This window comes from Hydrogenophaga sp. UC242_53 (assembly GCF_042696965.1).
In the GTDB taxonomy this organism is placed as follows: domain Bacteria; phylum Pseudomonadota; class Gammaproteobacteria; order Burkholderiales; family Burkholderiaceae_C; genus Hydrogenophaga.
In genome coordinates this window covers 984,291-1,008,698 of the sequence record NZ_CP170552.1, presented here as the reverse complement: position 1 = coordinate 1,008,698, position 24,408 = coordinate 984,291, and the positions used below count along the sequence as shown (strand labels likewise).

The 24,408-nt window shown below is 70.2% G+C and carries 26 protein-coding genes and 2 pseudogenes; 18 read left to right on the top strand and 10 right to left on the bottom strand.

The window, feature by feature from the left end; translation table 11 throughout:
- Positions 1-2: 2 nt before the first annotated feature.
- The gene (gene rpsP, locus ACFJI0_RS05240; RefSeq protein WP_382159826.1) at positions 3-257 is read right to left on the bottom strand and encodes a 30S ribosomal protein S16; all 255 of its coding nucleotides are present in this window, start codon (positions 255-257) and stop codon (positions 3-5) included.
- 180 nt (positions 258-437) lie between these two features.
- On the opposite strand from rpsP, the gene ACFJI0_RS05235 reads away from it, so the two are divergent.
- Entirely contained in the window at positions 438-968 is a 531-nt protein-coding gene (locus ACFJI0_RS05235; RefSeq protein ID WP_382323676.1) for a GNAT family N-acetyltransferase, read from the top strand.
- 5 nt (positions 969-973) lie between these two features.
- Positions 974-1,423 carry a hypothetical protein gene (locus tag ACFJI0_RS05230; protein WP_382163694.1) on the top strand — a complete coding sequence of 150 codons (450 nt, stop codon included), beginning with the start codon at positions 974-976 and terminating at the stop codon, positions 1,421-1,423.
- Between the two features lie 15 nt (positions 1,424-1,438).
- Here ACFJI0_RS05230 and ACFJI0_RS05225 read toward each other — a convergent pair whose 3' ends face one another.
- The 7 genes from ACFJI0_RS05225 to ACFJI0_RS05195 are packed head-to-tail and all read right to left on the bottom strand — an operon-like array spanning position 1,439 to position 5,609.
- A complete protein-coding gene (locus ACFJI0_RS05225; RefSeq protein ID WP_382325519.1) occupies positions 1,439-1,837 on the bottom strand; it encodes an AEC family transporter in 399 nt (132 codons plus the stop codon).
- Complete coding sequence (locus ACFJI0_RS05220) at positions 1,735-2,397, bottom strand: AEC family transporter (protein ID WP_382323675.1); 663 nt, start codon at positions 2,395-2,397, stop codon at positions 1,735-1,737. Before ACFJI0_RS05220 ends, ACFJI0_RS05225 begins: the two co-directional genes overlap by 103 nt.
- Before the next feature lie 28 nt (positions 2,398-2,425).
- Positions 2,426-2,980: a DUF3299 domain-containing protein gene (locus ACFJI0_RS05215; RefSeq protein ID WP_382323674.1), complete on the bottom strand. Its 555-nt coding sequence runs from the start codon at positions 2,978-2,980 to the stop codon at positions 2,426-2,428.
- A 29-nt stretch (positions 2,981-3,009) separates the two neighbouring features.
- The gene (locus ACFJI0_RS05210; RefSeq protein WP_382323673.1) at positions 3,010-3,249 is read right to left on the bottom strand and encodes a hypothetical protein; all 240 of its coding nucleotides are present in this window, start codon (positions 3,247-3,249) and stop codon (positions 3,010-3,012) included.
- Positions 3,250-3,253: 4 nt separating this feature from the next.
- On the bottom strand, positions 3,254-4,477 hold the full coding sequence (locus ACFJI0_RS05205; protein WP_382323672.1) for an FtsX-like permease family protein: 1,224 nt from the start codon (positions 4,475-4,477) through the stop codon (positions 3,254-3,256).
- Positions 4,474-5,133: an ABC transporter ATP-binding protein gene (locus tag ACFJI0_RS05200; RefSeq protein ID WP_382323671.1), complete on the bottom strand. Its 660-nt coding sequence runs from the start codon at positions 5,131-5,133 to the stop codon at positions 4,474-4,476. The genes ACFJI0_RS05205 and ACFJI0_RS05200 overlap by 4 nt, the downstream gene beginning before the upstream one ends.
- Positions 5,130-5,609 (bottom strand): Fur family transcriptional regulator, encoded by a 480-nt coding sequence (locus tag ACFJI0_RS05195; RefSeq protein ID WP_382323670.1) that lies wholly within the window; start codon positions 5,607-5,609, stop codon positions 5,130-5,132. The genes ACFJI0_RS05200 and ACFJI0_RS05195 overlap by 4 nt, the downstream gene beginning before the upstream one ends.
- 86 nt (positions 5,610-5,695) lie before the next feature.
- Between ACFJI0_RS05195 and ACFJI0_RS05190 the strand changes: the two genes are divergently transcribed.
- From ACFJI0_RS05190 to ACFJI0_RS05145, 10 genes and pseudogenes are all read left to right on the top strand, one after another.
- Entirely contained in the window at positions 5,696-6,469 is a 774-nt protein-coding gene (locus ACFJI0_RS05190) for a metal ABC transporter ATP-binding protein (RefSeq protein ID WP_382323669.1), read from the top strand.
- Positions 6,466-7,335, top strand: a complete 870-nt coding sequence (locus tag ACFJI0_RS05185; protein WP_382323668.1) for a metal ABC transporter permease — start codon at positions 6,466-6,468, stop codon at positions 7,333-7,335. The genes ACFJI0_RS05190 and ACFJI0_RS05185 overlap by 4 nt, the downstream gene beginning before the upstream one ends.
- A 16-nt stretch (positions 7,336-7,351) precedes the next feature.
- Positions 7,352-8,305 (top strand): metal ABC transporter substrate-binding protein, encoded by a 954-nt coding sequence (locus ACFJI0_RS05180; RefSeq protein ID WP_382323667.1) that lies wholly within the window; start codon positions 7,352-7,354, stop codon positions 8,303-8,305.
- Between the two features lie 34 nt (positions 8,306-8,339).
- Positions 8,340-8,699 (top strand): annotated as a pseudogene (locus ACFJI0_RS05175) (TonB-dependent receptor plug domain-containing protein); the annotation flags it as partial.
- Positions 8,700-8,802: 103 nt separating this feature from the next.
- A complete protein-coding gene (locus ACFJI0_RS05170) occupies positions 8,803-10,455 on the top strand; it encodes a TonB-dependent receptor (protein WP_382323666.1) in 1,653 nt (550 codons plus the stop codon).
- Positions 10,455-11,432 (top strand): ABC transporter ATP-binding protein, encoded by a 978-nt coding sequence (locus ACFJI0_RS05165; RefSeq protein WP_382323665.1) that lies wholly within the window; start codon positions 10,455-10,457, stop codon positions 11,430-11,432. The genes ACFJI0_RS05170 and ACFJI0_RS05165 overlap by 1 nt, the downstream gene beginning before the upstream one ends.
- Entirely contained in the window at positions 11,429-12,658 is a 1,230-nt protein-coding gene (locus tag ACFJI0_RS05160; RefSeq protein ID WP_382323664.1) for an ABC transporter substrate-binding protein, read from the top strand. The genes ACFJI0_RS05165 and ACFJI0_RS05160 overlap by 4 nt, the downstream gene beginning before the upstream one ends.
- Positions 12,655-13,683, top strand: coding sequence for a FecCD family ABC transporter permease (locus tag ACFJI0_RS05155; protein WP_382323663.1), 1,029 nt, complete (start codon positions 12,655-12,657; stop codon positions 13,681-13,683). Before ACFJI0_RS05160 ends, ACFJI0_RS05155 begins: the two co-directional genes overlap by 4 nt.
- Before the next feature lie 61 nt (positions 13,684-13,744).
- Positions 13,745-14,632 carry an EamA family transporter gene (locus tag ACFJI0_RS05150; RefSeq protein WP_382159865.1) on the top strand — a complete coding sequence of 296 codons (888 nt, stop codon included), beginning with the start codon at positions 13,745-13,747 and terminating at the stop codon, positions 14,630-14,632.
- 90 nt (positions 14,633-14,722) lie between these two features.
- Positions 14,723-15,274 carry a fasciclin domain-containing protein gene (locus ACFJI0_RS05145; protein ID WP_382323662.1) on the top strand — a complete coding sequence of 184 codons (552 nt, stop codon included), beginning with the start codon at positions 14,723-14,725 and terminating at the stop codon, positions 15,272-15,274.
- A gap of 15 nt (positions 15,275-15,289) precedes the next feature.
- On the opposite strand, the gene msrA is transcribed toward ACFJI0_RS05145, so the two are convergent.
- Positions 15,290-15,826 carry a peptide-methionine (S)-S-oxide reductase MsrA gene (gene msrA, locus ACFJI0_RS05140; protein ID WP_382323661.1) on the bottom strand — a complete coding sequence of 179 codons (537 nt, stop codon included), beginning with the start codon at positions 15,824-15,826 and terminating at the stop codon, positions 15,290-15,292.
- Positions 15,827-15,849: 23 nt separating this feature from the next.
- Positions 15,850-16,740 carry a LysR family transcriptional regulator gene (locus ACFJI0_RS05135; RefSeq protein ID WP_382323660.1) on the bottom strand — a complete coding sequence of 297 codons (891 nt, stop codon included), beginning with the start codon at positions 16,738-16,740 and terminating at the stop codon, positions 15,850-15,852.
- Between the two features lie 100 nt (positions 16,741-16,840).
- Here ACFJI0_RS05135 and ACFJI0_RS05130 point away from each other — a divergent pair, with 100 nt between their 5' ends.
- The 6 genes and pseudogenes from ACFJI0_RS05130 to ACFJI0_RS05105 all read left to right on the top strand — a co-directional run bounded on the left by ACFJI0_RS05130 (position 16,841) and on the right by ACFJI0_RS05105 (position 24,294).
- On the top strand, positions 16,841-18,025 hold the full coding sequence (locus ACFJI0_RS05130; RefSeq protein WP_291112760.1) for an acyl-CoA dehydrogenase: 1,185 nt from the start codon (positions 16,841-16,843) through the stop codon (positions 18,023-18,025).
- An 88-nt stretch (positions 18,026-18,113) separates the two neighbouring features.
- Positions 18,114-18,794, top strand: coding sequence for a TetR/AcrR family transcriptional regulator (locus tag ACFJI0_RS05125; RefSeq protein ID WP_382159877.1), 681 nt, complete (start codon positions 18,114-18,116; stop codon positions 18,792-18,794).
- 13 nt (positions 18,795-18,807) lie between these two features.
- Positions 18,808-20,016: an efflux RND transporter periplasmic adaptor subunit gene (locus ACFJI0_RS05120; RefSeq protein WP_382323659.1), complete on the top strand. Its 1,209-nt coding sequence runs from the start codon at positions 18,808-18,810 to the stop codon at positions 20,014-20,016.
- Positions 19,965-23,149, top strand: a pseudogene (locus ACFJI0_RS05115) (efflux RND transporter permease subunit). Before ACFJI0_RS05120 ends, ACFJI0_RS05115 begins: the two are co-directional and overlap by 52 nt.
- A gap of 55 nt (positions 23,150-23,204) precedes the next feature.
- Positions 23,205-23,906 (top strand): protein-L-isoaspartate O-methyltransferase, encoded by a 702-nt coding sequence (locus ACFJI0_RS05110; RefSeq protein WP_382323658.1) that lies wholly within the window; start codon positions 23,205-23,207, stop codon positions 23,904-23,906.
- 34 nt (positions 23,907-23,940) lie between these two features.
- Positions 23,941-24,294, top strand: coding sequence for a rhodanese-like domain-containing protein (locus tag ACFJI0_RS05105; protein ID WP_382159889.1), 354 nt, complete (start codon positions 23,941-23,943; stop codon positions 24,292-24,294).
- Positions 24,295-24,408 lie beyond the last annotated feature (114 nt).

Genomic DNA, 24,408 nt, shown 5'->3' with positions numbered 1-24,408 from the left:
GATCAGGCCGCGGCCTTGGCGGCGTTCTGCTTGACCAGGCGCGCCACGGTGTCCGACGGGGTGGCGCCAACGCCGGTCCAGTAGGTCAGGCGGTCCAGGGCGATGCGCAGGGGCTCTTCACCACCGCGGGCCAGGGGGTTGTAGAAACCGATGCGCTCGATGAAGCGGCCATCGCGGCGATTGCGCTTGTCGGCAACCACGATGTTGTAGAACGGACGGGCTTTTGCGCCGCCGCGGGAGAGTCGAATGACGACCATGATTTATCCTTCGGGTGGAGAGGTACCAGGATCGGTACTTCACTGGATCTTGCGACCCGCTTTATTTGCAGCGCTTGAGACACACGACTGACCACCCGGCCAGCGAAACGCCACGAAACCCGCGATTATAGCCCGTTCGCTGGTTTTGCCAGCCCCCTTCCCGAGCGACCCACCTTACCCATGCCCCTGATCCGCCCCAGCCGCGACGAAGACCTCGACGCGATCACCCGCATTTACGGCCACCACGTGCTGCACGGCACCGGCACTTTCGAAACCACCCCGCCCACCCCGGCCGAGATGACGGCGCGCCGCGCCGACGTGCTGGGCAAGGGCCTGCCCTGGCTGGTCGCCGAAGAAGGCGGCCAGGTGCTGGGCTACGCCTACGGCAACTGGTTCAAGCCGCGCCCGGCCTACCGTTTTTCGGTCGAGGACTCGATCTACATGGACCCGGCGGCCCACCGCCAGGGCCTGGGCCGCGCGCTGCTCGCCGAGCTGCTGGCCGCGCTGGAACGCGCCGGCACGCGCAAGGTGATGGCCGTGATCGGCGATTCGGCCAACGCCGGCTCCATCGGTGTGCACAAGGCGCTGGGCTTCGAGCCCGTGGGCGTGGTGCAGTCGTGCGGCTGGAAATTCGGCCGCTGGCTCGACATCGTGCTGATGCAGAAGACCCTGGGTGCCGGTGACAGTGCGCCGCCGAACGAGGGCGCATGACGATGATGCGCAAGAACAAGACGCTGGCGGTCTGGCTGGCGCTGCTGGGCGGCATGCTCGGCCTGCACCGTTTCTACCTGCGCGGCCTGGGCGACTGGGTGGGCTGGCTGCACCCGATCCCGGCGGCGCTGGGCCTGTGGGGCGTGGACCGTGTGCTGCTCTACGGGCAGGACGACAAGCTCTCGTGGGTGCTGATCCCGCTGCTGGGCGCGACCATCTCCGCCAGTTGCCTGATGGCCATCGTCTATGCCCTGACCGACCGCGAGAAGTGGAACCGCCAGTTCAACCCCCAGCTGCCGGCGGACGCCGTGTCGGGCGGCACCAACTGGCTGACCATCGGCGCCCTCGTGGCCGCGCTGCTGATGGGCACGGTCGCGCTGATGGGCAGCCTGGCCTTCGGCTTCCAGCGCTACTTCGAGTACCAGGTCGAAGAAGGCCGCAAGATCAGCCAGTGAGCGAGCACCCGGCGCTCAGTTGAGCCAGGCCATGGTGGTCATCACCAGGCTGAGCGTGAACAGCGCGAGCACGGTGGACAGTCCCATGGCCGCGGTGGTGACTTCCTGCGCCACCTCGTAGCGCTGGGCGAACAGGAACACGTTCGCCCCCACCGGCAGGGCCGCGGCCACCACCATCACGGTCAGCGGCATGCCGGTGATGCCCATGCCCCAAGCGCACAGGCCCACCAGCAGCGGCAGCACCAGGTTCTTGGACACGCTGACCCACAGGGCCTGGCGCAGGTGGCCGGCCATGGGTGTGCGCGCCAGGGTCACGCCCACCAGCACCAGCGCGATCGGGCCGAAGGCGCTGCCCAGCAATTGCAACGGCCGGTCCACCACCGTGGGCAGCGTGAGGCCGCTCTGCGCGAACAGCAGGCCGCACAGGATGGGCAGGGGAATCGGGTGGATGAGCGCGCCCTTGAAGGCCGACCACGCCGTGGCGCAGCACGTGCGGCGCGCGCTGCGCAGCCCGCGCGGGCTTCGCGCGCCACCGCGAGTTCGAGCACGATGGAACCGGTGGTCAGCAGGATCAGCGCATGCACCGACACCAGCGTGAGCACCGTGACCTGCGCGCTCTTGCCGTAGGCCAGTTCCACCAGCGTGATGCCCAGCATCACCATGTTGGAGAAGGTGCCGGCCAGGGCCAGCACCACGCTGCCCCGGTTGAAGCCCCGCCAGGCGATGGACACCGCCAGCAGTGACAGCGCGGCCAGGAAGTAGGCGCCGATCGGCCGCAGGTCGAGTTCCTCGAAATGCACCGAGCTCATGGTGCGGAACAGCAGGGCCGGGATGAGCAGCAGGAAGACCAGGTTGGACAGGTCCTTGACCGCGGCATCGCGGATCCATTGCAGGCGCCCGGCCAGGTAGCCGAGGCCGATCAGGATGAAGACCGGGGTGAGGGAGGCGACGACGGGGTGGCTGGCGATGTTCACCCGGCGATGGTATCGCCAGGCGTGCGCGTCACTCGACGCCGACGGCGCCGGTGATGCGGTAGTACAGGCCGTAGGGGTCGTTCTGCAGCACGTGGAAGGTGCCCTCGACGACCACCGCCTCCAGCTTGTACTTCACCGGCTTGCTGGTGCGCACCTCGACCATGCTCTCGGGCCCGCCCGGCGTGCAGAAACCGCAGGTCAGCGGCACCGAGGCGAGCAGGAAGTGGCGCTGGCTCTCGCCCGGCTCCAGCGGCATCATGAAGCCCTGCAGCCGCAGCTTCTTCTGGTTCAGCTCGGCCACCGGCGCCGGGTACACCGGCACGATGCGCTTGTTCTCCACCTTGGTGGTGATGTCGGTCAGCGTCGACCAGGCGACCACGTCGCCGCGCCTGGGCAGGGGCGCGAACGGGCTGAGCGGGCTGTGCACACCCGCACCCTGGCCGTGCGGCAGGCCCGAGGGCTGGCTCGAGGGGGTGCCGGGCGGCACCGGCGAGCTCAGGGTCTGGGCCCCGGCACCGACCAGCACGGCCCCGCCCATCACGAGCAGCGCGGCGAAACGAGAGGCTTGGAACAGGTGGCGCATGGGGAATCGTCTCGGTTGGGTTCAGGCCGTCAGTGCGCGTGGCGCATGCCGCAGTATTTTCCCAGGGCCAGACCCTTGCAGGCCACCGCGAGTTCCTGCATGCAGACTTTTTCGCCCTTGCCGGCCTCCAGGCACTTGGCCGCGCCTTCGTGCGCCACGGCCATGGCGCGGTGGCGGGCGATGTCTTCCCTGGTCTCCTTGTCGGAGTGCTGGGCCAGCGCGGCGGTGGACAGCAGGGCGGCGGCGAACAGGAACAGTGTTTTCTTCATGGTGTTACCTCGAATTCAGGAGTTGAGTGACATCGACACGGTAGGCATGGAGGGCCGGCAGGAGCGCCGCCACCACCGCCACCCCCAAGGCCAGCACGGGCACCCAGGCTTCGCCCGACACCCATTGCCAACCGGTGATGGCCAGCGAATGCCGGGCCATCAACATCTCGCCCATGAGGGCCGTGAGCGCATGCGCGGCCAGCAGGCCCAGCGCGCACGCCAGCAACGCGAGCCACAGCGCCTCGCACAGCAGCAGCGCGGCCACGCGCCGCGGCGGCGCGCCCAGCATGCGCAGCATCGCCAGGTCGGCGCGGCGCTCGCGCACCGCGCTCCAGAGCGCGATGAACACCGACAGCCCGGCCACGCCCAGAAGCACGGCCGCCAGCCCGCGCAGCACCTGCGTGCCCACACCGACCATGCTCAGCAGGCGCGTGATCTCCACCGCCGGCGCCGCGGCCTGCAGCGAGGTGGTCTGGTTGATGAAGCGCGGGAAGCTCACCGCCGCCAACGGCGTGCGGTAGCGGATCAGGGCCAGCGTGATCTCGCGCTCGGCCGCCAGCGCCTCGGCCAGTTCGGCGCGCTCGGCCTCGTCCATGTTCGCGCCGGCGTGCATGTCGTCGTGCACGCGCCAGACCGATTCGGTGGCGGTGAGCACCAGCCGGTCGAGCACGCAGCCGCAGGGCGCGAGCACGCCGGTGACGGTGTACGGCGTCTCGCCGTGCGAGCTGCCACCCACGCCCAGGCCGTGCGCGCCTTCGAAGGCCTGGCCCACCTGCAGGCCCGTGCGCGCGGCGACCTGTGCGCCCAGCACGGCCTCCAGCGGCGCCTGCCAGAGCGCGCCCTGCGCGAGCCGGGCACCGTAGTGGGCCGGGTAGTCGTGCGTGGTGCCCACGATGCGGAAGCCGCCCAGGTTGTCGCCCAGGCTCAGCGGGATGAGCTGCGCCACCTGCGGGTGTTCCGCGAGCTGGCGGGCCTCGGCCAGCGGGATGTTGCCGGGCGGCACGTCCAGGTGGAACACGCCCGCGAGGATGAGCTGCATCGGGCTGCCCTTGGCGCCCACCACCGCGTCGATGCCGGCGAGGTCGCGTTCGAAGGCGCGGTCCACCTGGTCGCGCGCGATCAGCACGAAGGCCATGGAGGCCAGGCCCAGCGCGAGCAGCAAGAGGTTGAGCGCCGTGGCCAGCGGGCGCGACCAGAGGTAGCGCCAGGACAGGGTCAATACGTTCATGCCACGCGCTCCGGGCGGGTTGCCACGAAGGTGAGCACCTGCGCGTGCGGCAGCGCGTCGCGCACGCGGGCGTCGTGGGTGGCGATCACGAGCGTGGCGTCCAGCGCCTTCGCGCTGCGGCGCAGCAGCGAGAGCGCCGTCATGCAGGCGTCGTCGTCCAGGCTCGCGGTCGGCTCATCGGCCAGGATCACGCGCGGGCGCAGCAGCACGGCGCGCGCCAGGGCCACGCGCTGGGCCTGCCCGCCCGAGAGCTGGGTGGGCCGGCGGTTCGCCAGCGCGCCGAGGTCCAGCGCCGCCAGCACCTCGGCCACGGCGGCGCGGTCCACCGGCAGGCCGGCGGCGAAGTGCGCGAGCGCGAGGTTGTCGGCGACCGTGAGCGCGTCGCTCAGGTGCAGCTGCTGCGGCAGAAAACCGATGTGGCGCGCGCGCCAGGCATCGCGGGCCGCACCGCGCAAGGCACCCACCGACTGACCGGCCACCACGATCTCGCCCGCGCCGGGCGTGAGCAGGCCGGCGGCCAGCGCCAGCCAGGTGGACTTGCCGCTGCCCGAGGGCCCGCGCAGCAGCAGGGTGCCGCCCTGCGCCACCGACACATCGGCCATGCGCAGCGGCGCCTGGCCCGCGTGGGCGTATTGCAGCCCCCGGGACTCGATCACGCGGCGGGCTCCAGGCAATCCGCGCAGGTGCCGTGCACCGCCACCTGCTCGCCCCGGTGGCCCTGGCGCGCGAGGCTGCGCAACAGGTCGCGGGCCAGCTCGCTCACGTCGGCCATCGGAAATTGCCGGTGGCAGGCGTCGCATTCGAAGCGCGGCGGTGTGCCCTCGTCGGCATTCGCATCCAGCGGCGCCAGGCTGAAGCGCCAGGTGCGCGCCTGGTCGTCGGTCTGGCGTTGCAGCACGCCGCAAGCGGCCAGGCGGTCGAGCAGGCGGTAGAGCGTGACGCGGTTGATGTCCAGCCCGCGCGCGGTGAGCGCGTTCAGCGCCTGCGCATGGGTGAGCCCGCCGTGCGGCTGCGCGAGGAACAGGCCCAGCACGGCGCGCGTGGCCAGCGTGCGGCGCAGGCCGGCGGCTTCCAGCCGGGTCTGGATGTGGGGTGGTACAGCCACCGGTTCTTTGGTCTGGCGTGGCGACATGGCTTGGGTCTCCATAAATGCAACTATGTTGCGTTAACATACGCACTATCGCAATTCAGTTGCAGTATCTTAGCTGCAATCCCCCCGTGCCCGACCTTCAAGCTTCCGCCCCATCGGCCATCGTGCTGCACGACCTCACGCTGGGCTACGAGCGCCATCCGGCCGTGCACCACCTCTCGCTCACGCTGCCACCGGGTGCGCTGGTGGCGGTGGTCGGCCCCAACGGCGCGGGCAAATCGACCCTGCTGAAGGCACTGGCCGGGCAGCTCCCACCGCTCGGCGGGCGCATCGACGGCCTGGGCACGCGCCAGCGCGTGGCCTGCCTGCCGCAACACAGCGGGATCGACCGCAGTTTTCCGATCTCGGTGCAGGAGCTGGTCCTGCTCGGCCTGTGGCACGAGGTGGGCGCGCTCGGGCGACACAGCGCCGCGCACCGCCGCGCCTGCCACGAGGCGCTGGCGGCGGTCGGCCTGCTGGGTTTCGAGCGGCGCGCGATCGACACGCTCTCCGGCGGCCAGCTGCAGCGCGCCCTGTTCGCGCGCCTGATCCTGCAGGACGCCCCGGTGGTGCTGCTCGACGAGCCCTTCGCCGCGATCGACCAGCGCACCACCCGCGACCTGCTCGTCCTGCTGCACCGCTGGCATGCGCAGGGCAAGACGGTGATCGCGGTGCTGCACGACCTGGCCCAGGTGCGCGAGCACTTTCCGCACACCCTGCTGCTGGCCCGCGAGCCGGTGGCCTGGGGCGTGACGGCGGAGGTGCTGACCGCCGACCACTGGGCCCGCGCCCTGCGGCTGCAGGAGCCGTTCGACGACGGCGCCGAGGCCTGTGGCGCCACCGCCCACGGGGTGCCGGCATGAGCAGCGCGCTGTGGCTCGACCCGTTTCTGGAGTTCGGCTTCATGCAGCGCGCGCTGCTGGGCTGCGTGCTGCTGTCGGTGAGCGCCGCACCGGTCGGTGTGTTCCTGATGCTGCGCCGCATGAGCCTGACCGGCGATGCCATGGCCCACGCGATCCTGCCCGGTGCCGCGCTGGGTTACCTGGTGGCCGGCCTGTCGCTGGGCGCGATGACGGTGGGCGGCATCGCGGCCGGCCTGGCGGTCGCCGTCGGCTCCGGCCTGGTCGCGCGCCACACCGTGCTGCGCGAAGACACCAGCCTGGCGGCCTTCTACCTGCTCTCGCTCGCGCTGGGCGTGCTGATCGTCTCGACGCGTGGCAACAGCGTGGACCTGCTGCACGTGCTGTTCGGCACCGTGCTCGCGCTGGACGACGCCGCGCTGGCGCTGCTGGGCGGCATTGCACTCGTGACGCTGCTGGCCTTGCGCGTGCTGTACCGCCCGCTGGTGCTGGAGTGCCTGGACCCGGGTTTCCTGCGCGGCACCAGCCGCTGGAGCGCGGCCGCGCATTTCGGTTTTCTGACGCTGCTGGTGATCAATCTCGTGGCCGGCTTCCATGCCCTGGGCACGCTGATGGCGGTCGGAATGATGGTGCTGCCCGCCGCCACCGCGCGTTTCTGGGTGCGCCGCCTCGTGCCGCTGCTGGCCTGCGCCGTGGCCTTCGCCCTGTTCGCCAGCGCCAGCGGCCTGCTGGTCTCGTACCACGCCGACTGGCCCACCAGCCCGGTGATCGTGCTCAGCCTGGGCGCGATGTACCTGCTCTCGATGCTGTTCGCGCCGCACGGCCTGCTGCGCCAGCGGCGCCCCGCCCTTTCCCACCTCAAAGCCTGAAACCAAGGACCTGCTCATGACACACACCACCGCCTTCCTGCCCCGCCGCCTCACCACCCTCGCCGCGCTCGCGCTGGGCCTGGCCGCGCTCACCCCGCCGCTGCACGCGCAGGCGCCGCTGCGCGCGGTCGCCAGCTTCAGCATCCTGGGCGACATCGTGAAAGAGGTCGGCGGCGACCGCGTGGCGGTCGACGTGCTGGTCGGGCCCGGTGCCGACGCCCACGTGTTCCAGCCCACGCCGGCCCATGCGCGCCTGGTCGGCCAGGCGCAGGTGGTGTTCGCCAACGGCCTGGGCTTCGAGGGCTGGCTGAGCCGCCTGCTCAAGACCTCGGCCTACAAGGGTCGGCCGGTGACCGTCAGCCAGGGCATCCCGCCGCTCAAGAGCGAGCCGGACCACGACCACGGCGAGCACAAGAAGGGCCATGACCACGGCCATGGCGAGACCGACCCGCACGCCTGGCAGAGCGTGGCCAACGTGAAGGTGTACGCGCGCAACATCGCCAAGGCCCTGTGCCAGGCCGACGCCGCCAGCTGCGACCTCTACAACCGCAATGCCCGCGCCTACGAGGTCAGGCTCAACGAGCTCGAGGCCGAGATCCGTGCCGCCTGGGCGCCGATTCCGGTGGCGCAACGCAAGGTGATCACCTCGCACGACGCCTTTGGCTACTACGCGCGCGACCACCAGGTGCGCTTTCTCGCGCCGCAGGGCGTGAGCACCGAGAGCGAGGCCTCGGCCAAGGGCGTGGCGCAGCTGGTGCGCCAGATCCGCCAGGACCAGATCAAGGCCCTGTTCGTCGAGAGCATCTCGGACCCGCGCCTGATCGAGCAGATCGCGCGCGAGACCGGCGTCAAGCCCTCGGGCGCGCTCTATTCCGATTCGCTCTCCGCGCCCGGCGGCGCGGCGCCGAGCTACATCGAGCTGATGCGCTTCAACACCCGCGCACTCACCACCGCCGTGCGCGGGCAGTGAGGACCATCCCTTTCACGATCAAGCCGAGCACCGCATGTTTCCTACCGCTTTCCGCCTTCTCCCGTGCGCGATGGCCAGCGTCTCGATGGCCGCCTGGGCCCAGACCGAGCCCGTGCCCACGCTGGAGACCGTCACCATCAGCGACACGCGCGAACGCGCCTACCGCGCCATCGTCGCGCCCACGGCCAACAAGAGCGACACCACGGTGAAGGAGACGCCCTTCTCCATCCAGACCGTCACGCGCGAGCTGATGGAAGACCGTGGCGTCACCAGCTTCGGCGAAGCCGTGCGCACCGTGCCGGGCCTGACGCCGCAGGTGGGCTGGGGCGGCAGCAACGACCGCTTCCGCCTGCGCGGCTTCGCCACTTCCGCCAACCTCAAGAACGGCTTTCGCCGCAGCGTGTTCGCCCCGGTGGACGAGCTGGTCAACATCGAACAGATCGAGGTGCTCAAAAGGGCCGGCCTCGGCGCTCTACGGCCGCTTCGAACCCGGTGGCGTGGTCAACCTGGTGACCAAGCAGCCGCAGGACACCGCGCGCACACGCTACGAGCTGACCGCCGGCAGCGACCGCTTCTACCGCGCCACCGTCGACAGCACCGGCCCGATCAGCGAGACCCTGAGCTACCGGCTCACCGGCTCGTGGCAGGACAACCAGAGTTTTCGCGACTTCGTCGGCGCCGAAACGCAGTTCGTCTCGCCGGTGTTCCGCTGGCGGCCCGCGCCGCACACCACGCTGACTGCCGAACTCGAACTCGGCCGCAAGCGCGGCGCCTTCGACCGCGGCTTCGGCAACAGCCCGCTTTTCCTCGGCGTGCCCATCCACACCAACTACGCCGAAGCCGACACGCGGCTGAAAAATGACAGCGCGCTGGCCTCGCTGGTGCTCGACCACCGCCTGGACAGCGGCTGGCAGCTGCACGCGGGCCTGCAGGCCTCGTCGGCCAAGACCGACGCGCTCTGGTACCCCTTCGGCTTCAGCCCCATCACCGGCGCCGGCACCCCCAACCCGCAGGTCAACCGCCGCCAGCAGCGCAGCATCGACGACCAGACCGACCTCTCGGTCCTGGCCGAGGTCTCGCGCCGCTTCGAGACCGGTGGCGTGCGCCACCGCGTGCTGTTGGGCGCCGACGCCAATCGAGACACCTGGGACTTCCGCGCCGACGCCAACGTCGGCCCCTTCGGTTTCCCGACCAACCTGCCGATCGACTTGTACAAGCCAGTACACGGCACCACCGTGGTCGGCCCGCTCGTGCCCTACGACGCGTCGAACTACCGCAGCCGCAACGTGGGGCTGTACGCGCAGGACGAGCTGCAGCTGGGTGACCAGTGGCGCGTGCTGTTCGGCCTGCGTTACGACCGCTCGCGCACCTTCGCGCGCGCCGACTACCTGCCGGTCTCGGACACGCTGGCGCGCAGCGACGACGCGCTCTCGCCGCGCCTGGGCGTGACCTGGACGCCGAGCGACGCGGTGTCGCTGTACGCGAGTGGGTCGAAGTCGTTCCTCACCGAGCCCTTCAGCGGCATGCTGCGCAACGGCAGCCTGCCCGCGCCGTCGCGCGGCACGCAGCTGGAAGTCGGCGCCAAATTCAGCCTGCTCGACGGCCGCCTGGAGCCCACGCTGGCGGTGTTCGACATCCGCCGCCGCAACGGCCTGGTGTCGGACCCCACCGACTTCGACCACGTGCTGCAGGTCGGCGAGCAGCGCAGCCAGGGCTGGGAGCTGGACGTGCCGTTCAGCATCACGCCGCGCTGGCGCCTGCTGGCGAGCGTCACCGAGCTGAAGGCGCAGATCAGCCGCGACAGCGACGCCAGCCTGGTGGGCACCCTGCTGGCCAATGCACCGCGCCGCAGCGCCAGCCTGTGGACCACCTTCGATTTCAGCGGCCGCGCCGCGGGGCTGAGCGCGGGCCTGGGCGCGATCTACGTGGGCGAGCGCCAGGCCAACACCGCCAACAGCTTCGTGCTGCCCTCCTACGTGCGCTGGGACGCCAATGTGGCCTACCGCTTCGGCGCCGGCCAGCGTTACAAGCTGCAGCTCGCGCTGCAGAACCTGGGGAACAAGCGCTATTACGACTCGGGCGGCGCCTTCGTGCCGACCTACCCGGGCGCACCGCGCACCGTGCTCGCCAGCTTCGCCATGGCGCTCTGATGGGCCTGAGCACCCATGGCCTGACGGTCGGCCACGGCGGCCAGGCCCTGCTCGGCCCGCTGGACCTCGCGCTGCCCGCAGGCCGCTTCGTCTGCCTGATCGGCGCCAACGGCGCCGGCAAGTCGACCCTGATCCGCACGCTGTGCGGCATGCAGCCCGCCGTCGCCGGCGAGGTGCGGCTCGGTGGGGTGGCGCTGAACCGCATCACGGCGACCGAGCGCGCGCGCCGGCTCGCGGTGGTGCTCACCGAGCGCGTCGATGTCGCGCAGATGACCGGCCACGACCTGGCCTGCCTGGGCCGCTATCCGCACCTGGGCTGGGGCGGTCGGCTCGGCGCGGCCGACCACGCCGCGGTGCAGACCGCGCTGCAACAGGCCGGCGCGCTGGCGCTGGCACACCGGCTGGTCGCCGAGATGTCGGACGGTGAACGCCAGAAGGTGCTGATCGCCCGCGCGCTGGCGCAACAACCGCGCGTGCTGGTGCTGGACGAAGCGACCGCCTTTCTCGACCTGCCACGCCGCATCGAGACCATGCACCTGCTGCTGGCGCTGGCGCGCGAACAGGGTCTGGCCGTGCTGCTGTCCACGCACGACCTCGAACTCGCGCTGCGCCACGCCGATGCGCTGTGGCTGATCGACGGCCAGCGCCGCCTGCACGCCGGCGCGCCCGAAGACCTCGCGCTGGACGGCACCCTGGCCGCCAGCTTCGCCGCCGAGGGCCTGGCCTTCGACCTGGAGCGCGCCGAGCTGCGCGTGGGCCACCATGCGCGGCGCGGCATCCGCCTCGAAGGCGAGGGCATGGCGGCGGCCTGGGCACGGCGGGCGCTGCAGCGTGCGGGCTGCGCGCACGACCCCGAGGCCACGCAGACCGTGCACGTGGTGGCACACGGCGTCTACACCCTGAGCCAGCGCGGCGAAACGCCGAGGCCCTTCACCAGCCTGGGCGCCCTGGTGGACGCGCTCGGCGGCCAAGCATGAGGCGCCTGCAGCTGATACCGCTGCTGCTGTTGTGCGGCTGCATGCAGATCGCACCGCCGCCGCGCGCGGCCTGGCCCTCGGTGGTGGTGGGCGTGGACGGCCTGAGCGACAACCTCGACGCCGCCTGCGTGGCCGAGCACCGCCCGGGCGTGGATCTCTTTCCGCACAAGACCACCTTCACCCACTCGGTGCAGTTGCAGGTGAGCTACGGCCCGCACTACAAACGCGTGCGCTTCACGCCCAGCGTGGGCACCGGCGAAACGCTGGACTACCTGCTGGTGCAGTGCGGCACACCGGTGCCCGCGCACGGGCCGCACGAGCAGGTGATTCAAGTGCCGATACAGAGGCTGGTCACCGGCAACGCCGCCATGCTGGGCGCACTCGACGAGCTGGGCCTGGTGGACCGGCTGTACGGGGCCGAAAACACGCGCAGCGCCACCGTGCCGTCGGTGCGCGAGCGCATCGCGCAAGGCCTGGTGCACGATATGTGGGGCTACGGCCACGCCTCCATCGAATCGGTGATGGCGGTGCAGGCCGATGTGTACCTGAGCTTCTACTCCGCCTACCCGCAGGGCAACATGCACCCGCGCCTGTGGGAGCTGGGTGTGCGCGCGATCGCGCAGGCCGACCACCACGAGACCCACCCGCTGGGCCGCGCCGAGTGGCTCAAGCTGCTGGCCCTGCTCACCAACCGCGAGGCCCTGGCGAACGCGCGGTTCGACCGCATCGAGGCGCAGTACCTGCGGCTGGCGGCCCTGGCGGCCACGGCGCCCGACCGCCCCCTGGTGATGGCCGGCTTCGCCGCCGGGCGAGACACCGTCGAGACCTTCGGCGGGCGCAACCAGCGCGCCCGGCTGATCCACGACGCCGGCGGGCGCTTTGCGCTCGCGGACGACGCGCGCAGCAGCAGCCTGGTGTTCGAACGCTTCGAGAAGGTCTACGCGCGAGCGGCCGATGCGCCGGTCTGGCTCGGCACGCTGGGCGGCCAGGCCAGCGTGCGCACCCTGGTCGACGCCAACCCCTTGCACGGCTGGTTCCGCGCCGCGCGCGAAGGCCGCGTGTTCGCCTGGGACCAGGGCTACACCGGCGCCTGGGCCTACCCCTTCCAGGACCAGGGCATGACCCGGCCCCATGTGCAGCTGGCCGAAGCCATCCGGGCGCTGCACCCGGGCCTGCCCCTGCCGCCCCTCGTGACCGACACCCCTTTCCTGCGCCGACTGCCATGACCACCACCCCGCTCACCTCCGCCAGATTCGCGGCGATGACCCTGCTGATGCTGGCCTTGTTCGTGGCCGAACTCTCGCTCGGCTCGGTCGCCATCCCGCTGGCCGCGGTCTTCGACGTGTTGTCCGGCGGCGCCGCCCATCCGGTGTGGCGCGACATCGTGCTGGGCTTTCGCCTGCCGCGCGCGCTCAACGCGCTGTGCTCCGGCGCGGCGCTCGGGGTGGCCGGCCTGCTGCTGCAGACCCTGTTCCGCAACCCGCTGGCCGACCCCTTCGTGCTCGGCATCGTGCACGGCGCGCGACTAGGCAGCGCCCTGCTGGTCACGGTCGCGGGCGTGGCCGGCAACGCGCTGTTGCTGCGCTTCGGCCTGACCGGCGACATCGGCCTGGCGCTGGCCTCGGTGGCCGGCTCGGTGGCGGTGCTCGCGCTGCTGGCCGGCCTGTCGCGCCGGGTCGGCACCGTCACGCTGCTCATCATCGGCCTGATGCTGGGTTACCTCGCCATCGGCCTCATCAGCGTGTCGATGCACTTCATCGACGAGACCCAGGCGCGCGCCTTCAAGGCCTGGGACGACGCGAGCTTTGCCGGCGCCACGCGCCAGCAGCTGCAGATCCTCGTGCCCGGCGTGCTGGTCGGCCTGCTCGCGGGCGGCCTGCTGGTGAAGCCGCTCAACGGCCTGCTGCTGGGCGAGCGTTATGCCGCGTCCATGGGCATGCGCGTGACCCTGGTCAAGCGCGGCGCGCTGCTCGCCACCGCGTGGCTGAGCGGGCTGGTGACGGCCTTCTGCGGCCCGGTGGCTTTTCTCGGCCTGGTGGCCGCGCAGGTGGCGCGCGCGCTGATGCGCAGCGCCGACCACCGCGTGCTGCTGCCGGCCGCCGGTCTGGTGGGCGCGGTGCTGGGCCTGGCGGCCGACCTGGTGCTGCACCTGCCCTGGAGCCGCCACGTGTTCCACCTCAACGCGGTGATCGGCCTGGTCGGCGCGCCCGTGGCCCTGTTACTCCTCTACCGCACACGGGCATTGCACTGAGCGCGCAGGCAGGTGGCGGGCCGCTGGCTACACTGCCGGTCTCCCCGCTTCACACCACGCCGTGCCCATCACCCACCTGCTCCTCGCCCTCTCGGTGGTGTTCGTCTGGGGCACGAACTTCGTGGTGATCCGCTGGGGCCTGGACGGTCTGCCGCCCTTCCTGTTCGCCACGCTGCGCTTCGCGCTCTCGGCCCTGCCCTGGCTGCTGTTCATCCCGCGACCGACCGCGCCCTGGCGCAAGATCGCCGCCTTCGGCGTGTTGTTGGGCGTGGGCCAGTTCGGCCTGCTGTTCCTGGCGATCCGCAGCAGCATCTCGCCGGGCCTGGCGTCGCTGGTGGTGCAGCTGCAGGTGTTCTTCACCATCGGCCTGTCGCTGTGGATCATGGGCGAGCGCGTGCGCGGCTTCCAGGTCGCGGGCCTGCTGCTGGCGCTGGCCGGCCTGGGCGTGATCGCGGCCAACCTCGACGCCTCGGTCACCCTGCTGGGCATGGGCCTGGTGCTGAGCGCGGCCTTCTTCTGGTCGCTCGCCAACCTGGTGGTGAAGTCGCTCGGGCCGGTGAACATGCTGCACTTCATGGTCTGGAGCAGCGTGTTCGCGGTGCCGCCGCTGTTCGCGCTGTCGTGGTTCGTCGAAGGCCCGCAGGCCATCGCGAGCAGCCTGCAACACGCGGACGGGCTGGTGTGGGCCAGCGTGCTGTGGCAGGCGGTGGGCAATACGCTGTTCGGCTACGGCGTGTGGAACTGGCTGCTGGCGCGCCACCCGGCGGCCACGGTGACGCCGCTGGCGCTGCTGATCCCGGTGTTCGGCATGGGCGCCTCGGCCCTGTCCCTGGGCGAGTCGCTGCCCGGCTGGAAACTCGGCGCGGCCGCGCTGGTGCTGCTGGGCCTGGCGGTGATCGTCTGCTGGCCGCTGCTGCAGGCCCGGTGGGGCCGCGCGAAACCGGCCTGAGCCCATCGCCGGGTCTTTTTTGAATCCAGTGCGGGGTCGCGCTGCGTATCTCCTTCAGCCGCAGTTCCGGCTTCAACCCAAGGAGATTCCATGATCACGCAGACCCTCAGCAAGACCGTTCTGGCCCTGGCCATCGGCACCGCATCCCTCGGCGCCTTCGCGCAAGTCATGGTCGGCGGCGCGCCCATGCTGGCCAGCAAGGACATCATCGACAACGCGGTCAACTCCAAGGACCACACCACGCTGGTGGCCGCCGTGAAGGCCGCCGGCCTGGTGGACACGCTCAAATCGCCCGGCCCGTTCACCGTGTTCGCGCCCACCAATGCCGCCTTCGCCGCCCTGCCCGCCGGCACCGTGGACACCCTGCTCAAGCCCGAGAACAAGGGCATGCTCACCGGCATCCTGACCTACCACGTGGTGCCCGGCAAATGGGACGCCGCGGCCATCGCCAAGATGATCGCCGACGGCAAGGGCATGGCCTCGATCAAGACCGTGGCCGGCGGCACGCTGGTGGCCAAGTCGGCCGGCGGCAAGGTCACGGTGACGGATGAAAAAGGCGGCGTCGCCCCCGTGACCATCGCCGACGTTTACCAGTCCAACGGCGTGATCCACGTCGTGGACAAGGTGCTGATGCCGAAGTGATCGGCCCCGCAGGACCTACTTCGCCAGGCGGGCGAAGGTCTTGCGGAATTTCGCCACCTTGGGCGCGGCCACGGCCATGCAATAGCCCTGGTGCGGGTTGCGCTCGAAGAAGTCCTGGTGGTAGGCCTCGGCCGGCCAGTAGTTGAGCAGGGGCTTGAGCTCGGTGACGATGGGCTTGCCGAAGGCGTTGTCTTTGGTGAGCTCGTCGATCAGCGCCTGAGCCACCCGCTGCTGCTCGGCCGTGGTGAAGTAGATGCCGCTGCGGTACTGCGTGCCCACGTCGTTGCCCTGGCGGTTGAGCGTGGTCGGGTCGTGGATCACGAAGAAGATCTCCAGGATCTCGCGCGTGGTCACCTGCGTCGGGTCGTACTCGAGCCGCACCACCTCGTTGTGGCCGGTGGTGCCGGTGCACACCATCTCGTAGCTCGGCCGCTCGACCTGGCCGTTGCTGTAGCCCGACTCGACATCGGTCACCCCGGTCACTTCCTTGTAGACGGATTCGGTGCACCAGAAGCAGCCACCGCCCAGCACCAGCACCTGTTTGTCGCTCATCGTGTTCTCCATGGGTTGACGCCTCACTGTACCGGTTGGGCAAAGGCCCGCACCGCGTCCAGGAATGCCACGAGCGCCGCCTGGTCGCGATCCGTCTTCCAGAGGCAATGGGTTTCGTAAGCCGGCGTGTCCACATCCAGCGGCACGAACACCGCGCCGGGCAGGCCGGCCTGCTGCAGCGCGGCCGGCACCAGCGCCACGCCCAGGCCTTGTGAAACCAGCGACACCACGCTGAGCCAGTGGCGCAGCTCGTAACGGATCTCGGGCGAGAAGCCCGCGTCCGCGCACAGGCCCAGGATGCGCTCGTGGTAATCGGGCGAGACCGCGCGCGACACCACCGCGAACGGCTCGCCCTGCAGCTGCACCAGCGGCAGGCGGCGCCGGCGCGCCAGCGCGTGCCCCACCGGCAGGCAGGCCACGAAGGGCTGGCTCGACACCAGGATCTGCGAGAAGCTCGCCGGCACGCGCGTGGTGTGCACGAAGCCCAGGTCCAGCCGCTCGTGCATGAGGTCGATCAACTGGTCGCTCGAACTCATTTCGCGCAGCACCAGCCGCAGGCGTGGATGGCGCGCCGCGAACCCCTGCAGGATCTGCGGCAGCCCCCGGTACAGCACCGTGCCGGCGAACCCGATCTGCAGGCTGCCCACCAGGCCCTGGGCCACCTCGCGCGCCTCGCGCGCGGCCTGGCCTGCCTGGTCGAGCAAGGCCCGCGCGGCCGGCACGAAGGCCTGGCCCGCGGCCGTGAGCTGCACGCCGCGGCTGTTGCGCGTGAACAGCTGCGCCCCGACCGAGGCCTCCAGCTGCTGGATGTTGAGCGAGAGCGGCGGCTGCGTGATGGCCAGGCGCTGGGCCGCGCGGCCGAAGTGCAGCTCTTCGGCCAGCACGAGGAAATAGCGCAGGTGGCGGAATTCCATGAATCTGAAATTTATATGGATGAATACACCAACGATATTAGACAGATATTCATCAGCCGTCGACAATCGCCGCATCGCCACCCGAACACCGGAGACAAGCATGAGCACCCCCAAAGCCCGCTTCAGCTGGGAAGACCCGTTCCAGCTCGACCAGCAACTGAGCGACGACGAGCGCCAGGTGCGCGACGCCGCCCACAGCTACTGCCAGGAAAAGCTGCTGCCGCGCGTGACCGAGGCCTTCCGCCATGAGAAGACCGACGCCGCCATCTTCCGCGAGATGGGTTCCCTCGGCCTGCTGGGTCCCACCATCCCCGAGGCCTACGGCGGCAGCGGCCTGAACTACGTCTGCTACGGCCTGGTGGCGCGCGAAGTGGAGCGCGTGGACTCGGGCTACCGCTCCATGATGAGCGTGCAGAGCTCGCTGGTGATGGTGCCGATCAACGAATTCGGCTCCGAGGCGCAGAAGCAGAAGTACCTGCCCAAGCTGGCCACCGGCGAGTGGATCGGCTGCTTCGGCCTGACCGAACCCAACCACGGCTCCGACCCCGGCAGCATGGTCACGCGCGCCAAGAAAGTGGCCGGCGGCTACAGCCTCTCCGGCGCCAAGATGTGGATCACCAACTCGCCGATCGCCGACGTGTTCGTGGTCTGGGCCAAGGACGACGAAGGCGCGATCCGCGGCTTCATCCTGGACAAGGGCATGAAGGGCCTGAGCGCCCCGGCCATCCACAGCAAGGTGGGCCTGCGCGCCTCCATCACCGGCGAGATCGTGCTGGACGAGGTGTTCTGCCCCGAAGAGAACGCCTTCCCCGAGGTGCGTGGCTTGAAGGGCCCGTTCACCTGCCTCAACAGCGCGCGCTACGGCATCGCCTGGGGTGCGCTGGGCGCGGCGGAAGACTGCTACTTCCGCGCCCGCCAGTACGTGCTGGACCGCCAGCAGTTCGGCCGCCCGCTCGCGGCCAACCAGCTGATCCAGAAAAAACTGGCCGACATGCTGACCGAGATCAGCCTGGGCCTGCAGGGCTGCCTGCGCCTGGGCCGCATGAAGGACGAGGGCACGGCCGCCGTCGAGATCACCTCCATCCTCAAGCGCAACAGCTGCGGCAAGGCGCTGGACATCGCCCGCCTGGCGCGCGACATGATGGGCGGCAACGGCATCAGCGACGAATTCGGCGTGGCGCGCCACCTGGTGAACCTGGAGGTGGTCAACACCTACGAGGGCACGCACGACATCCACGCCCTCATCCTGGGCCGCGCGATCACCGGCATCCAGGCGTTTTCCTGAGCACGGCCTCCGGGGGGCCAAGGGCCCTCCGTTGCCGTCGGATATGGGGGGTGGGGTATATTACTAACCCACCGGTCATTAAAACCCCATGTCTGCCCCCACGCCCCTGACCTCCCCCGAATCCGACGCCGAACCGCGCCAGCGCCGCGCCCGGCGCAAGGAGGCGCGCCCGGGCGAATTGCTGGACGCGGCGCTGCGCCTGTTCGTTGAAAAGGGCTTCGCCGCCACCCGGGTGGAAGAAGTCGCCGCGCTGGCCGGCGTGTCCAAGGGCACCCTGTTCCTGTACTTCCCGAGCAAGGAAGAGCTGTTCAAGGCCGTGGTGCGCGAGAACCTGGCCGGGCGCTTTCCCGAGTGGAACGAGGAACTCGACCACTTCGAGGGCGACAGCGCCGAGCTGGTGCGCTACTGCCTGCACACCTGGTGGGAGCGCGTGGGCATGACCCCGGCTTCCGGCATCACCAAGCTGGTGATGAGCGAGGCCGGCATGTTCCCCGAGATCGCGGCCTTCTACCAGAAGGAAGTGATCGAACCCGGCCACGAACTGATCCGGCGAATCCTGCAGCGCGGCATCGACCGCGGCGAGTTCCGCCCGCTCTCCATGGACTACGCCATCTACAGCCTGATCGCGCCGATGATCTTCGTGCTGATGTGGAAACATTCCATGGCGCCCTGCTGCGCCTCGAACGAGACGCTGGACCCGATCGGCTTCATCGACAACCAGGTGGACCTGCTGCTGCACGGCATGCTCGCGCCCAGCCCCACACCCTGACCTTCACGCCACCATGAACGCTCCCCGCTCGCGCTCCACCTGGATCAAATGGCTGCTGCTGGCCGTCCTGGTGCTGGGTGTCGGCCTGGGCCTGGTGCGCGCGCTGGACAAGCGCAAGACCCAGGGCGAAACCGCCCGCGCGGCCGCCGAGGCGCTCAAGACCGCGCCGGTGTACACGCTCTCCGCGCGCGACGTGGTGGCCGTGCAGGCGCTGGAGCTGACGCAGACGGTGGGCCTCTCGGGCTCGGTGCAGGCCTTGCAGACCGCCGCCATCAAGGCGCGCACCGCCGGCGAGATCCAGGGCCTGAGCAAGCGCGAAGGCGACGCGGTGAAGGCCGGTGAGGTGGTGGCGCGCATCGACAGCACCGAGGCCGACGCGCGCGTGCGCCAGGCCACGCGGCAGGCCGAGTCGGCCCAGTCGCAGGTGGCGATCGCGCGGCGCACGCTGGACAACAACCAGGCCCTGGTGCGCCAGGGCTTCATCTCGGCCACCGCGCTGGAGACGGCCAGCGCCAACCTCGCCGGCGCCGAAGCCACGCACCAGGCCGCATTGGCCGCGCTGGACATCGCGAAGAAGGCCCTGGCCGACACCACGCTGCGCTCGCCCCTGACCGGCCAGATCTCGGCCCGCCTGGTGCAGAACGGCGAACGCGTGGGCGTGGACACGCGCGTGTTCGACGTGGTGGACCTCTCGGCCTTCGAAATGGAGGCCGCCATCACCCCGGCCGACGCGGTGTCGGTCAAGGTAGGCCAGACGGCGAACCTGCGGGTCGAAGGGCTGGCCGAACCGGTGCGGGCCACGGTCTCGCGCATCAACCCCAGCGTGCAGGCGGGCAGCCGCAGCGTGCTGGTGTACCTGCGCGTGCCTGCCGCCGAAGGCATGCGCCAGGGCCTGTTCGCGCAGGGCCAGATCGTCACCGGCGCGGTCAACGCGCTGGCGGTGCCGCTGTCCTCGGTGCGCAACGACAAGCCCCAGCCCTATGTGCAGGTGGTGCGCGAGAGCAAGATCGCCCACGTGGTGCTGGACGGCGGCGCCACCGGCCTGCGCGGCAGCGAGCCCATGCGCGAGGTCAAGGGCCTGCAGGCCGGCGAGCCGGTGCTCAGCGCCCAGGCCGGCGCCATCCGCGAAGGCACGGCCGTTCGCCTGGCACCCACTGAGCGCGCCGCACCATGTGGTTCACCCAGGTCTCGCTGCGCAACCCGGTCTTCGCCACCATGGTGATGATCGCCTTCGTGGTGCTGGGCCTGTTCTCGTTCCAGCGCCTGCAGGTGGACCAGTTCCCCAACATCGATTTCCCGGTGGTCGTGGTGCAGGTGGCCTACCCGGGCGCCTCGCCCGAGATCGTCGAGTCCGAGGTCACCAAGAAGGTCGAGGAGGCGGTCAACGCGATCGCCGGCGTCAACACCCTGACCTCGCGCAGCTACGAAGGCCAGTCCCTCGTCATCATCGAGTTCCAGCTGACGGTGGACGGGCGCAAGGCGGCCGAGGACGTGCGCGAGAAGATCGCCATCCTGCGCCCGGTGTTCCGCGACGAGGTGGAAGAGCCGCGCGTGCTGCGCTTCGACCCGGCCAGCCGCTCGATCTGGTCGGTGGCCGTGATCCCGCAGGCCGTGGACGGCAAGACACCGAGCGCGGTCGAGCTCACCACCTGGGCCGAGCAGGTCTTCAAGAAGCGGCTGGAGAACGTGCGCGGCGTGGGCTCGGTCACGCTGGTGGGCGCCACACGGCGCGCCGTCAACATCGACCTCGACCCCTCGGCCATGGAAGCGCTGGGCGTGACCACCGAGCAGGTCAACGCCGCCGTGCGCAACGAGAACCAGGACCTGCCGGTGGGCACGCTCAAGACCGGCGAGGCCGAGCGCGTGGTGCAGGTGCTCTCGCGGCTGCAGAACCCGCAGGACTTCGAGCACATCATCGTCGCGCGCCGCGGCGGCCAGGCCGTGCGCCTGGGCCAGGTGGCGCGCGTGAGCGACGGCACGCAGGAGGTGGAGAGCCTGGCGCTCTACAACGGCCAGCGCACCCTGCTGCTGCAGGTGCAGAAGGCGCAGGACGAGAACACCATCGCGGTGACCGACGGCCTGAAAGCCGCCGTGGCCTCGCTCGGCGCCGAGCTGCCGCCCGGCGTGCGGCTGGAGCAGATCGCCGACGGCTCGCGGCCGATCCGCGTCTCGGTCGAGAACGTGCGCCGCACCCTGATCGAAGGCGCGGTGCTCACCGTGCTGATCGTGTTCCTGTTCCTGAACTCCTGGCGCTCGACCGTCATCACCGGCCTCACGCTGCCGATCGCGCTGATCGGCACCTTCTTCTTCATGAACCTGTTCGGGTTCACCATCAACATGATCACGCTGATGGCGCTCACGCTCTCGGTGGGTCTGCTGATCGACGACGCCATCGTGGTGCGCGAGAACATCGTGCGCCATGTGCAGATGGGCAAGCGCCCGTTCGACGCGGCCATGGACGGCACGCAGGAGATCGGCCTGGCCGTGCTGCGCCACCACGCTGTCCATCGTGGCCGTGTTCCTGCCGATCGGCTTCATGGGCGGCATCATCGGCAAGTTCTTCCACGAGTTCGGCATCACCATGGTGGCGGCCGTGCTGATCTCCATGTTCGTGAGCTTCACGCTCGACCCGATGTTGTCCTCGGTCTGGCACGACCCCGAGATCGAGAAACACGGCCACGCCGCCAGCGGCCCGAAGACCTTCTACGACCGCACCATCGGCCGCGTGACCGGCTGGTTCGACCGCTTCCAGGACGACCTGAGCCACACCTACCAGGGCACGCTGCGCTGGTCGCTCAAGCACAAGCTGGCCACGCTGGGCCTGGCCCTGCGCAGCCTTCGTCGGCAGCCTGTTCATCGTGCCGCTGCTGGGCACCGAGTTCGTGCCCACGGCCGACTTCTCCGAGACCTCGCTGAGCTTTCACACGCCGGTGGGCTCCTCGCTGGAGGCCACCGAGGCCAAGACGCGCGAGGTCGAGGGCATCCTGCGCGAGTTCCCCGAGGTGAAGTACACGCTGTCCACGCTGAACACCGGCAACGCGCAGGGCACCATGTACGCCAGCATCTACGTGCGCCTGACCGACCGCCACGAGCGCACGCTGAGCGCGCTCGAGATGTCGGCGCGCCTGCGCGAGCGGCTGCGCGGCGTGCCCGGCATCACCGTGACGCACGTCGGCCTGCTCGACGCCGTGGGCGGCAACAAGCAGGTGGAGTTCTCACTGCAGGGCGACGACCTGGCCGAGCTGGAGCGCCTGACGCAGACCGTGATGGAGCGCATCCGCCCCATCGTCGGCCTGGTCGATCTGGACGCCAGCGTGAAGCCCAACAAGCCCACGGTGGACGTGAAGATGAAGCGCGACCTGGCCTCCGACGTGGGCGTGAGCGTGCGCACGGTGGGCGCCAGCCTGCGCACCCTGGTGGCCGGCACCACGGTGGGCAACTGGCGCGCCGCCGACGGCCAGAGCTACGACGTGAACGTGCGCCTGGCGCCCAGCGGGCGCGAGCGCGCGAGCGACCTGGAGCAACTGCCTTTCATGGTCGGCACCGACAGCGACGGCACGGCGCGCGTGGTGCGCCTGGGCCAGGTGGCCGACGTGGTGGACGCCACCGGCCCGAACCAGATCAACCGCCGCAACCTCAACCGCGAGGTCTCGATCAACGCCAACGTCTACGGGCGCTCGCCGGGCGAGGTCTCCACCGAGATCCGCCAGGTGCTCGACACCATCGCCTTCCCGCCCGGCTACCGATACGAGTTCGGCGGCTCCACCAAGAACATGCAGGAGTCCTTCGGCTACGCGCTCTCGGCGCTGGCCCTGGCCATCATCTTCATCTACATGATCCTGGCCAGCCAGTTCCAGAGCTTCCTGCAGCCGCTGGCGCTCATGACCTCGCTGCCGCTCACACTGATCGGCGTGGTGCTGACCCTGCTCATGTTCGGCTCCAGCATGAGCATGTTCTCGGTCATCGGCATCGTGCTGCTGATGGGCCTGGTCACCAAGAACGCGATCCTGCTGGTCGATTTCGCGATCCGCGCGCGCGAAGGCCGCGCGGGTGAGCCGCCGATGGACCGCGAGTCCGCGCTGCTGCTGGCCGCGCGCGTGCGGCTGCGCCCCATCCTGATGACCACGCTGGCCATGGTGTTCGGCATGGTGCCGCTGGCGTTCGCGCTCACCGAAGGCTCTGAACAGCGCGCGCCCATGGGCCAGGCCGTCATCGGCGGCGTCATCACCTCCTCCCTGCTCACCCTGGTGGTCGTGCCGGTGGTCTATTGCTACATGGACGACCTCGGCAACTGGTTCCGCCGCCGGCTCGGCCTGGCGATACCCCACCCCGTCCCCGAAGGTCCCACTCCTTAAAATCTCGCGGTTCCCGCCGCCCCCTCTAGAAACACCGTTCCTGCGAGTCGATGCCATGACCACTTCCACCGCCCCCTCCCTCAGCCTGAGCCAGGCCCGTTTCAACATGATCGAGCAGCAGATCCGCCCCTGGGAGGTGCTCGACGCCCGGGTGCTCGCCCTGCTGGACCGCGTGCACCGCGAGCAGTTCGTGCCCGCCGCGCACCGGTCGCTGGCCTTCGCCGACATGGAACTGCCGCTGAACCACCCCGCGGTGGACGGCCAGGCGATGCTCGCGCCCAAGGTCGAGGCGCGCCTGCTGCAGGACCTCGCGCTCAAGCCCACCGACAAGGTGCTCGAAGTCGGCACCGGCAGCGGCCACATGGCGGCCCTGCTGGCCAGCTTGGCGCAGCGCGTGGTGAGCATCGAGATCGACGAGGCGCTGGCCCGCCTGGCGCGTGAGAACCTGCAGAAGGCCGGCATCACCAACGCCGAGGTGCGCTGCGCCGATGCCGCCGCCAAGGGCTTCGCGGCCTGCTCGGATGGCGCGCCGTTCGACGCCATCGTGCTCAGCGGCTCGGTCGCCGAGATCCCCTCGGCCCTGCTGGACCTGCTGGCCCCGGGCGGGCGCCTGGCCGCGATCGTCGGCTTCGAGCCCATGATGCGCGCGACCATCGTCACCCGCACCGGCGAGGCCGCCTTCCAGACCGCCCAGCCCTGGGACACCGTGGCCCCGCGCCTGCGCCACTTCCCGGAACCCTCGCGTTTCCGCTTCTGAGCCCGGAAACCTTCCCCCGCCCACGGACGCCGCCATGAACTCGATCACCCCCGCCCAACTGCCCGACTGGCTGAAGCAGGCCGCCGACCCCGCCGCACCGCAGGCTGCCCTGCCCGTCGTGCTGGACGTGCGCGAACCGTGGGAGCTGCAGACCGCTTCCGTGAAGCCCGAGGGCTTCGAGCTGCGCGCCATGCCCATGCGCACGGTGCCGGCGCGCCTGCTCGAACTCGACCGACACCAGCCCATCGCCGTGCTGTGCCACCACGGCGGCCGCAGCGCGCAGGTGGTGCAGTTCCTCGAAGGCAATGGTTTCACCCACGTCGTGAACATCGACGGCGGCATCCACGCCTGGTCGCAGCAGCGCGACCCCAGCGTGCCCGTCTACTGAAATGAAACGCCCCCCTGCGCCGCTTCGCGGCTTCCCCCCTCCGTGGCGCGCCTTCGGCGCTTCGAGGGGGGACGGCATCTCGGGCCGGCAAAGCCGGACCCTGGATGCCCCTGG

Excerpts from the sequence above, each read along its gene's own strand:
- rpsP (WP_382159826.1), bottom strand. The coding sequence starts at position 257 with ATGGTCGTCATTCGACTCTCCCGCGGCGGCGCAAAAGCCCGTCCGTTC.
- ACFJI0_RS05235 (WP_382323676.1), top strand. The coding sequence starts at position 438 with ATGCCCCTGATCCGCCCCAGCCGCGACGAAGACCTCGACGCGATCACC.
- ACFJI0_RS05230 (WP_382163694.1), top strand. The coding sequence starts at position 974 with ATGCGCAAGAACAAGACGCTGGCGGTCTGGCTGGCGCTGCTGGGCGGC.
- ACFJI0_RS05215 (WP_382323674.1), bottom strand. The coding sequence starts at position 2,980 with ATGCGCCACCTGTTCCAAGCCTCTCGTTTCGCCGCGCTGCTCGTGATG.
- ACFJI0_RS05210 (WP_382323673.1), bottom strand. The coding sequence starts at position 3,249 with ATGAAGAAAACACTGTTCCTGTTCGCCGCCGCCCTGCTGTCCACCGCC.
- ACFJI0_RS05205 (WP_382323672.1), bottom strand. The coding sequence starts at position 4,477 with ATGAACGTATTGACCCTGTCCTGGCGCTACCTCTGGTCGCGCCCGCTG.
- ACFJI0_RS05195 (WP_382323670.1), bottom strand. The coding sequence starts at position 5,609 with ATGTCGCCACGCCAGACCAAAGAACCGGTGGCTGTACCACCCCACATC.
- ACFJI0_RS05185 (WP_382323668.1), top strand. The coding sequence starts at position 6,466 with ATGAGCAGCGCGCTGTGGCTCGACCCGTTTCTGGAGTTCGGCTTCATG.
- ACFJI0_RS05180 (WP_382323667.1), top strand. The coding sequence starts at position 7,352 with ATGACACACACCACCGCCTTCCTGCCCCGCCGCCTCACCACCCTCGCC.
- ACFJI0_RS05165 (WP_382323665.1), top strand. The coding sequence starts at position 10,455 with ATGGGCCTGAGCACCCATGGCCTGACGGTCGGCCACGGCGGCCAGGCC.
- ACFJI0_RS05160 (WP_382323664.1), top strand. The coding sequence starts at position 11,429 with ATGAGGCGCCTGCAGCTGATACCGCTGCTGCTGTTGTGCGGCTGCATG.
- ACFJI0_RS05155 (WP_382323663.1), top strand. The coding sequence starts at position 12,655 with ATGACCACCACCCCGCTCACCTCCGCCAGATTCGCGGCGATGACCCTG.
- ACFJI0_RS05145 (WP_382323662.1), top strand. The coding sequence starts at position 14,723 with ATGATCACGCAGACCCTCAGCAAGACCGTTCTGGCCCTGGCCATCGGC.
- msrA (WP_382323661.1), bottom strand. The coding sequence starts at position 15,826 with ATGAGCGACAAACAGGTGCTGGTGCTGGGCGGTGGCTGCTTCTGGTGC.
- ACFJI0_RS05135 (WP_382323660.1), bottom strand. The coding sequence starts at position 16,740 with ATGGAATTCCGCCACCTGCGCTATTTCCTCGTGCTGGCCGAAGAGCTG.
- ACFJI0_RS05130 (WP_291112760.1), top strand. The coding sequence starts at position 16,841 with ATGAGCACCCCCAAAGCCCGCTTCAGCTGGGAAGACCCGTTCCAGCTC.
- ACFJI0_RS05125 (WP_382159877.1), top strand. The coding sequence starts at position 18,114 with ATGTCTGCCCCCACGCCCCTGACCTCCCCCGAATCCGACGCCGAACCG.
- ACFJI0_RS05120 (WP_382323659.1), top strand. The coding sequence starts at position 18,808 with ATGAACGCTCCCCGCTCGCGCTCCACCTGGATCAAATGGCTGCTGCTG.
- ACFJI0_RS05110 (WP_382323658.1), top strand. The coding sequence starts at position 23,205 with ATGACCACTTCCACCGCCCCCTCCCTCAGCCTGAGCCAGGCCCGTTTC.
- ACFJI0_RS05105 (WP_382159889.1), top strand. The coding sequence starts at position 23,941 with ATGAACTCGATCACCCCCGCCCAACTGCCCGACTGGCTGAAGCAGGCC.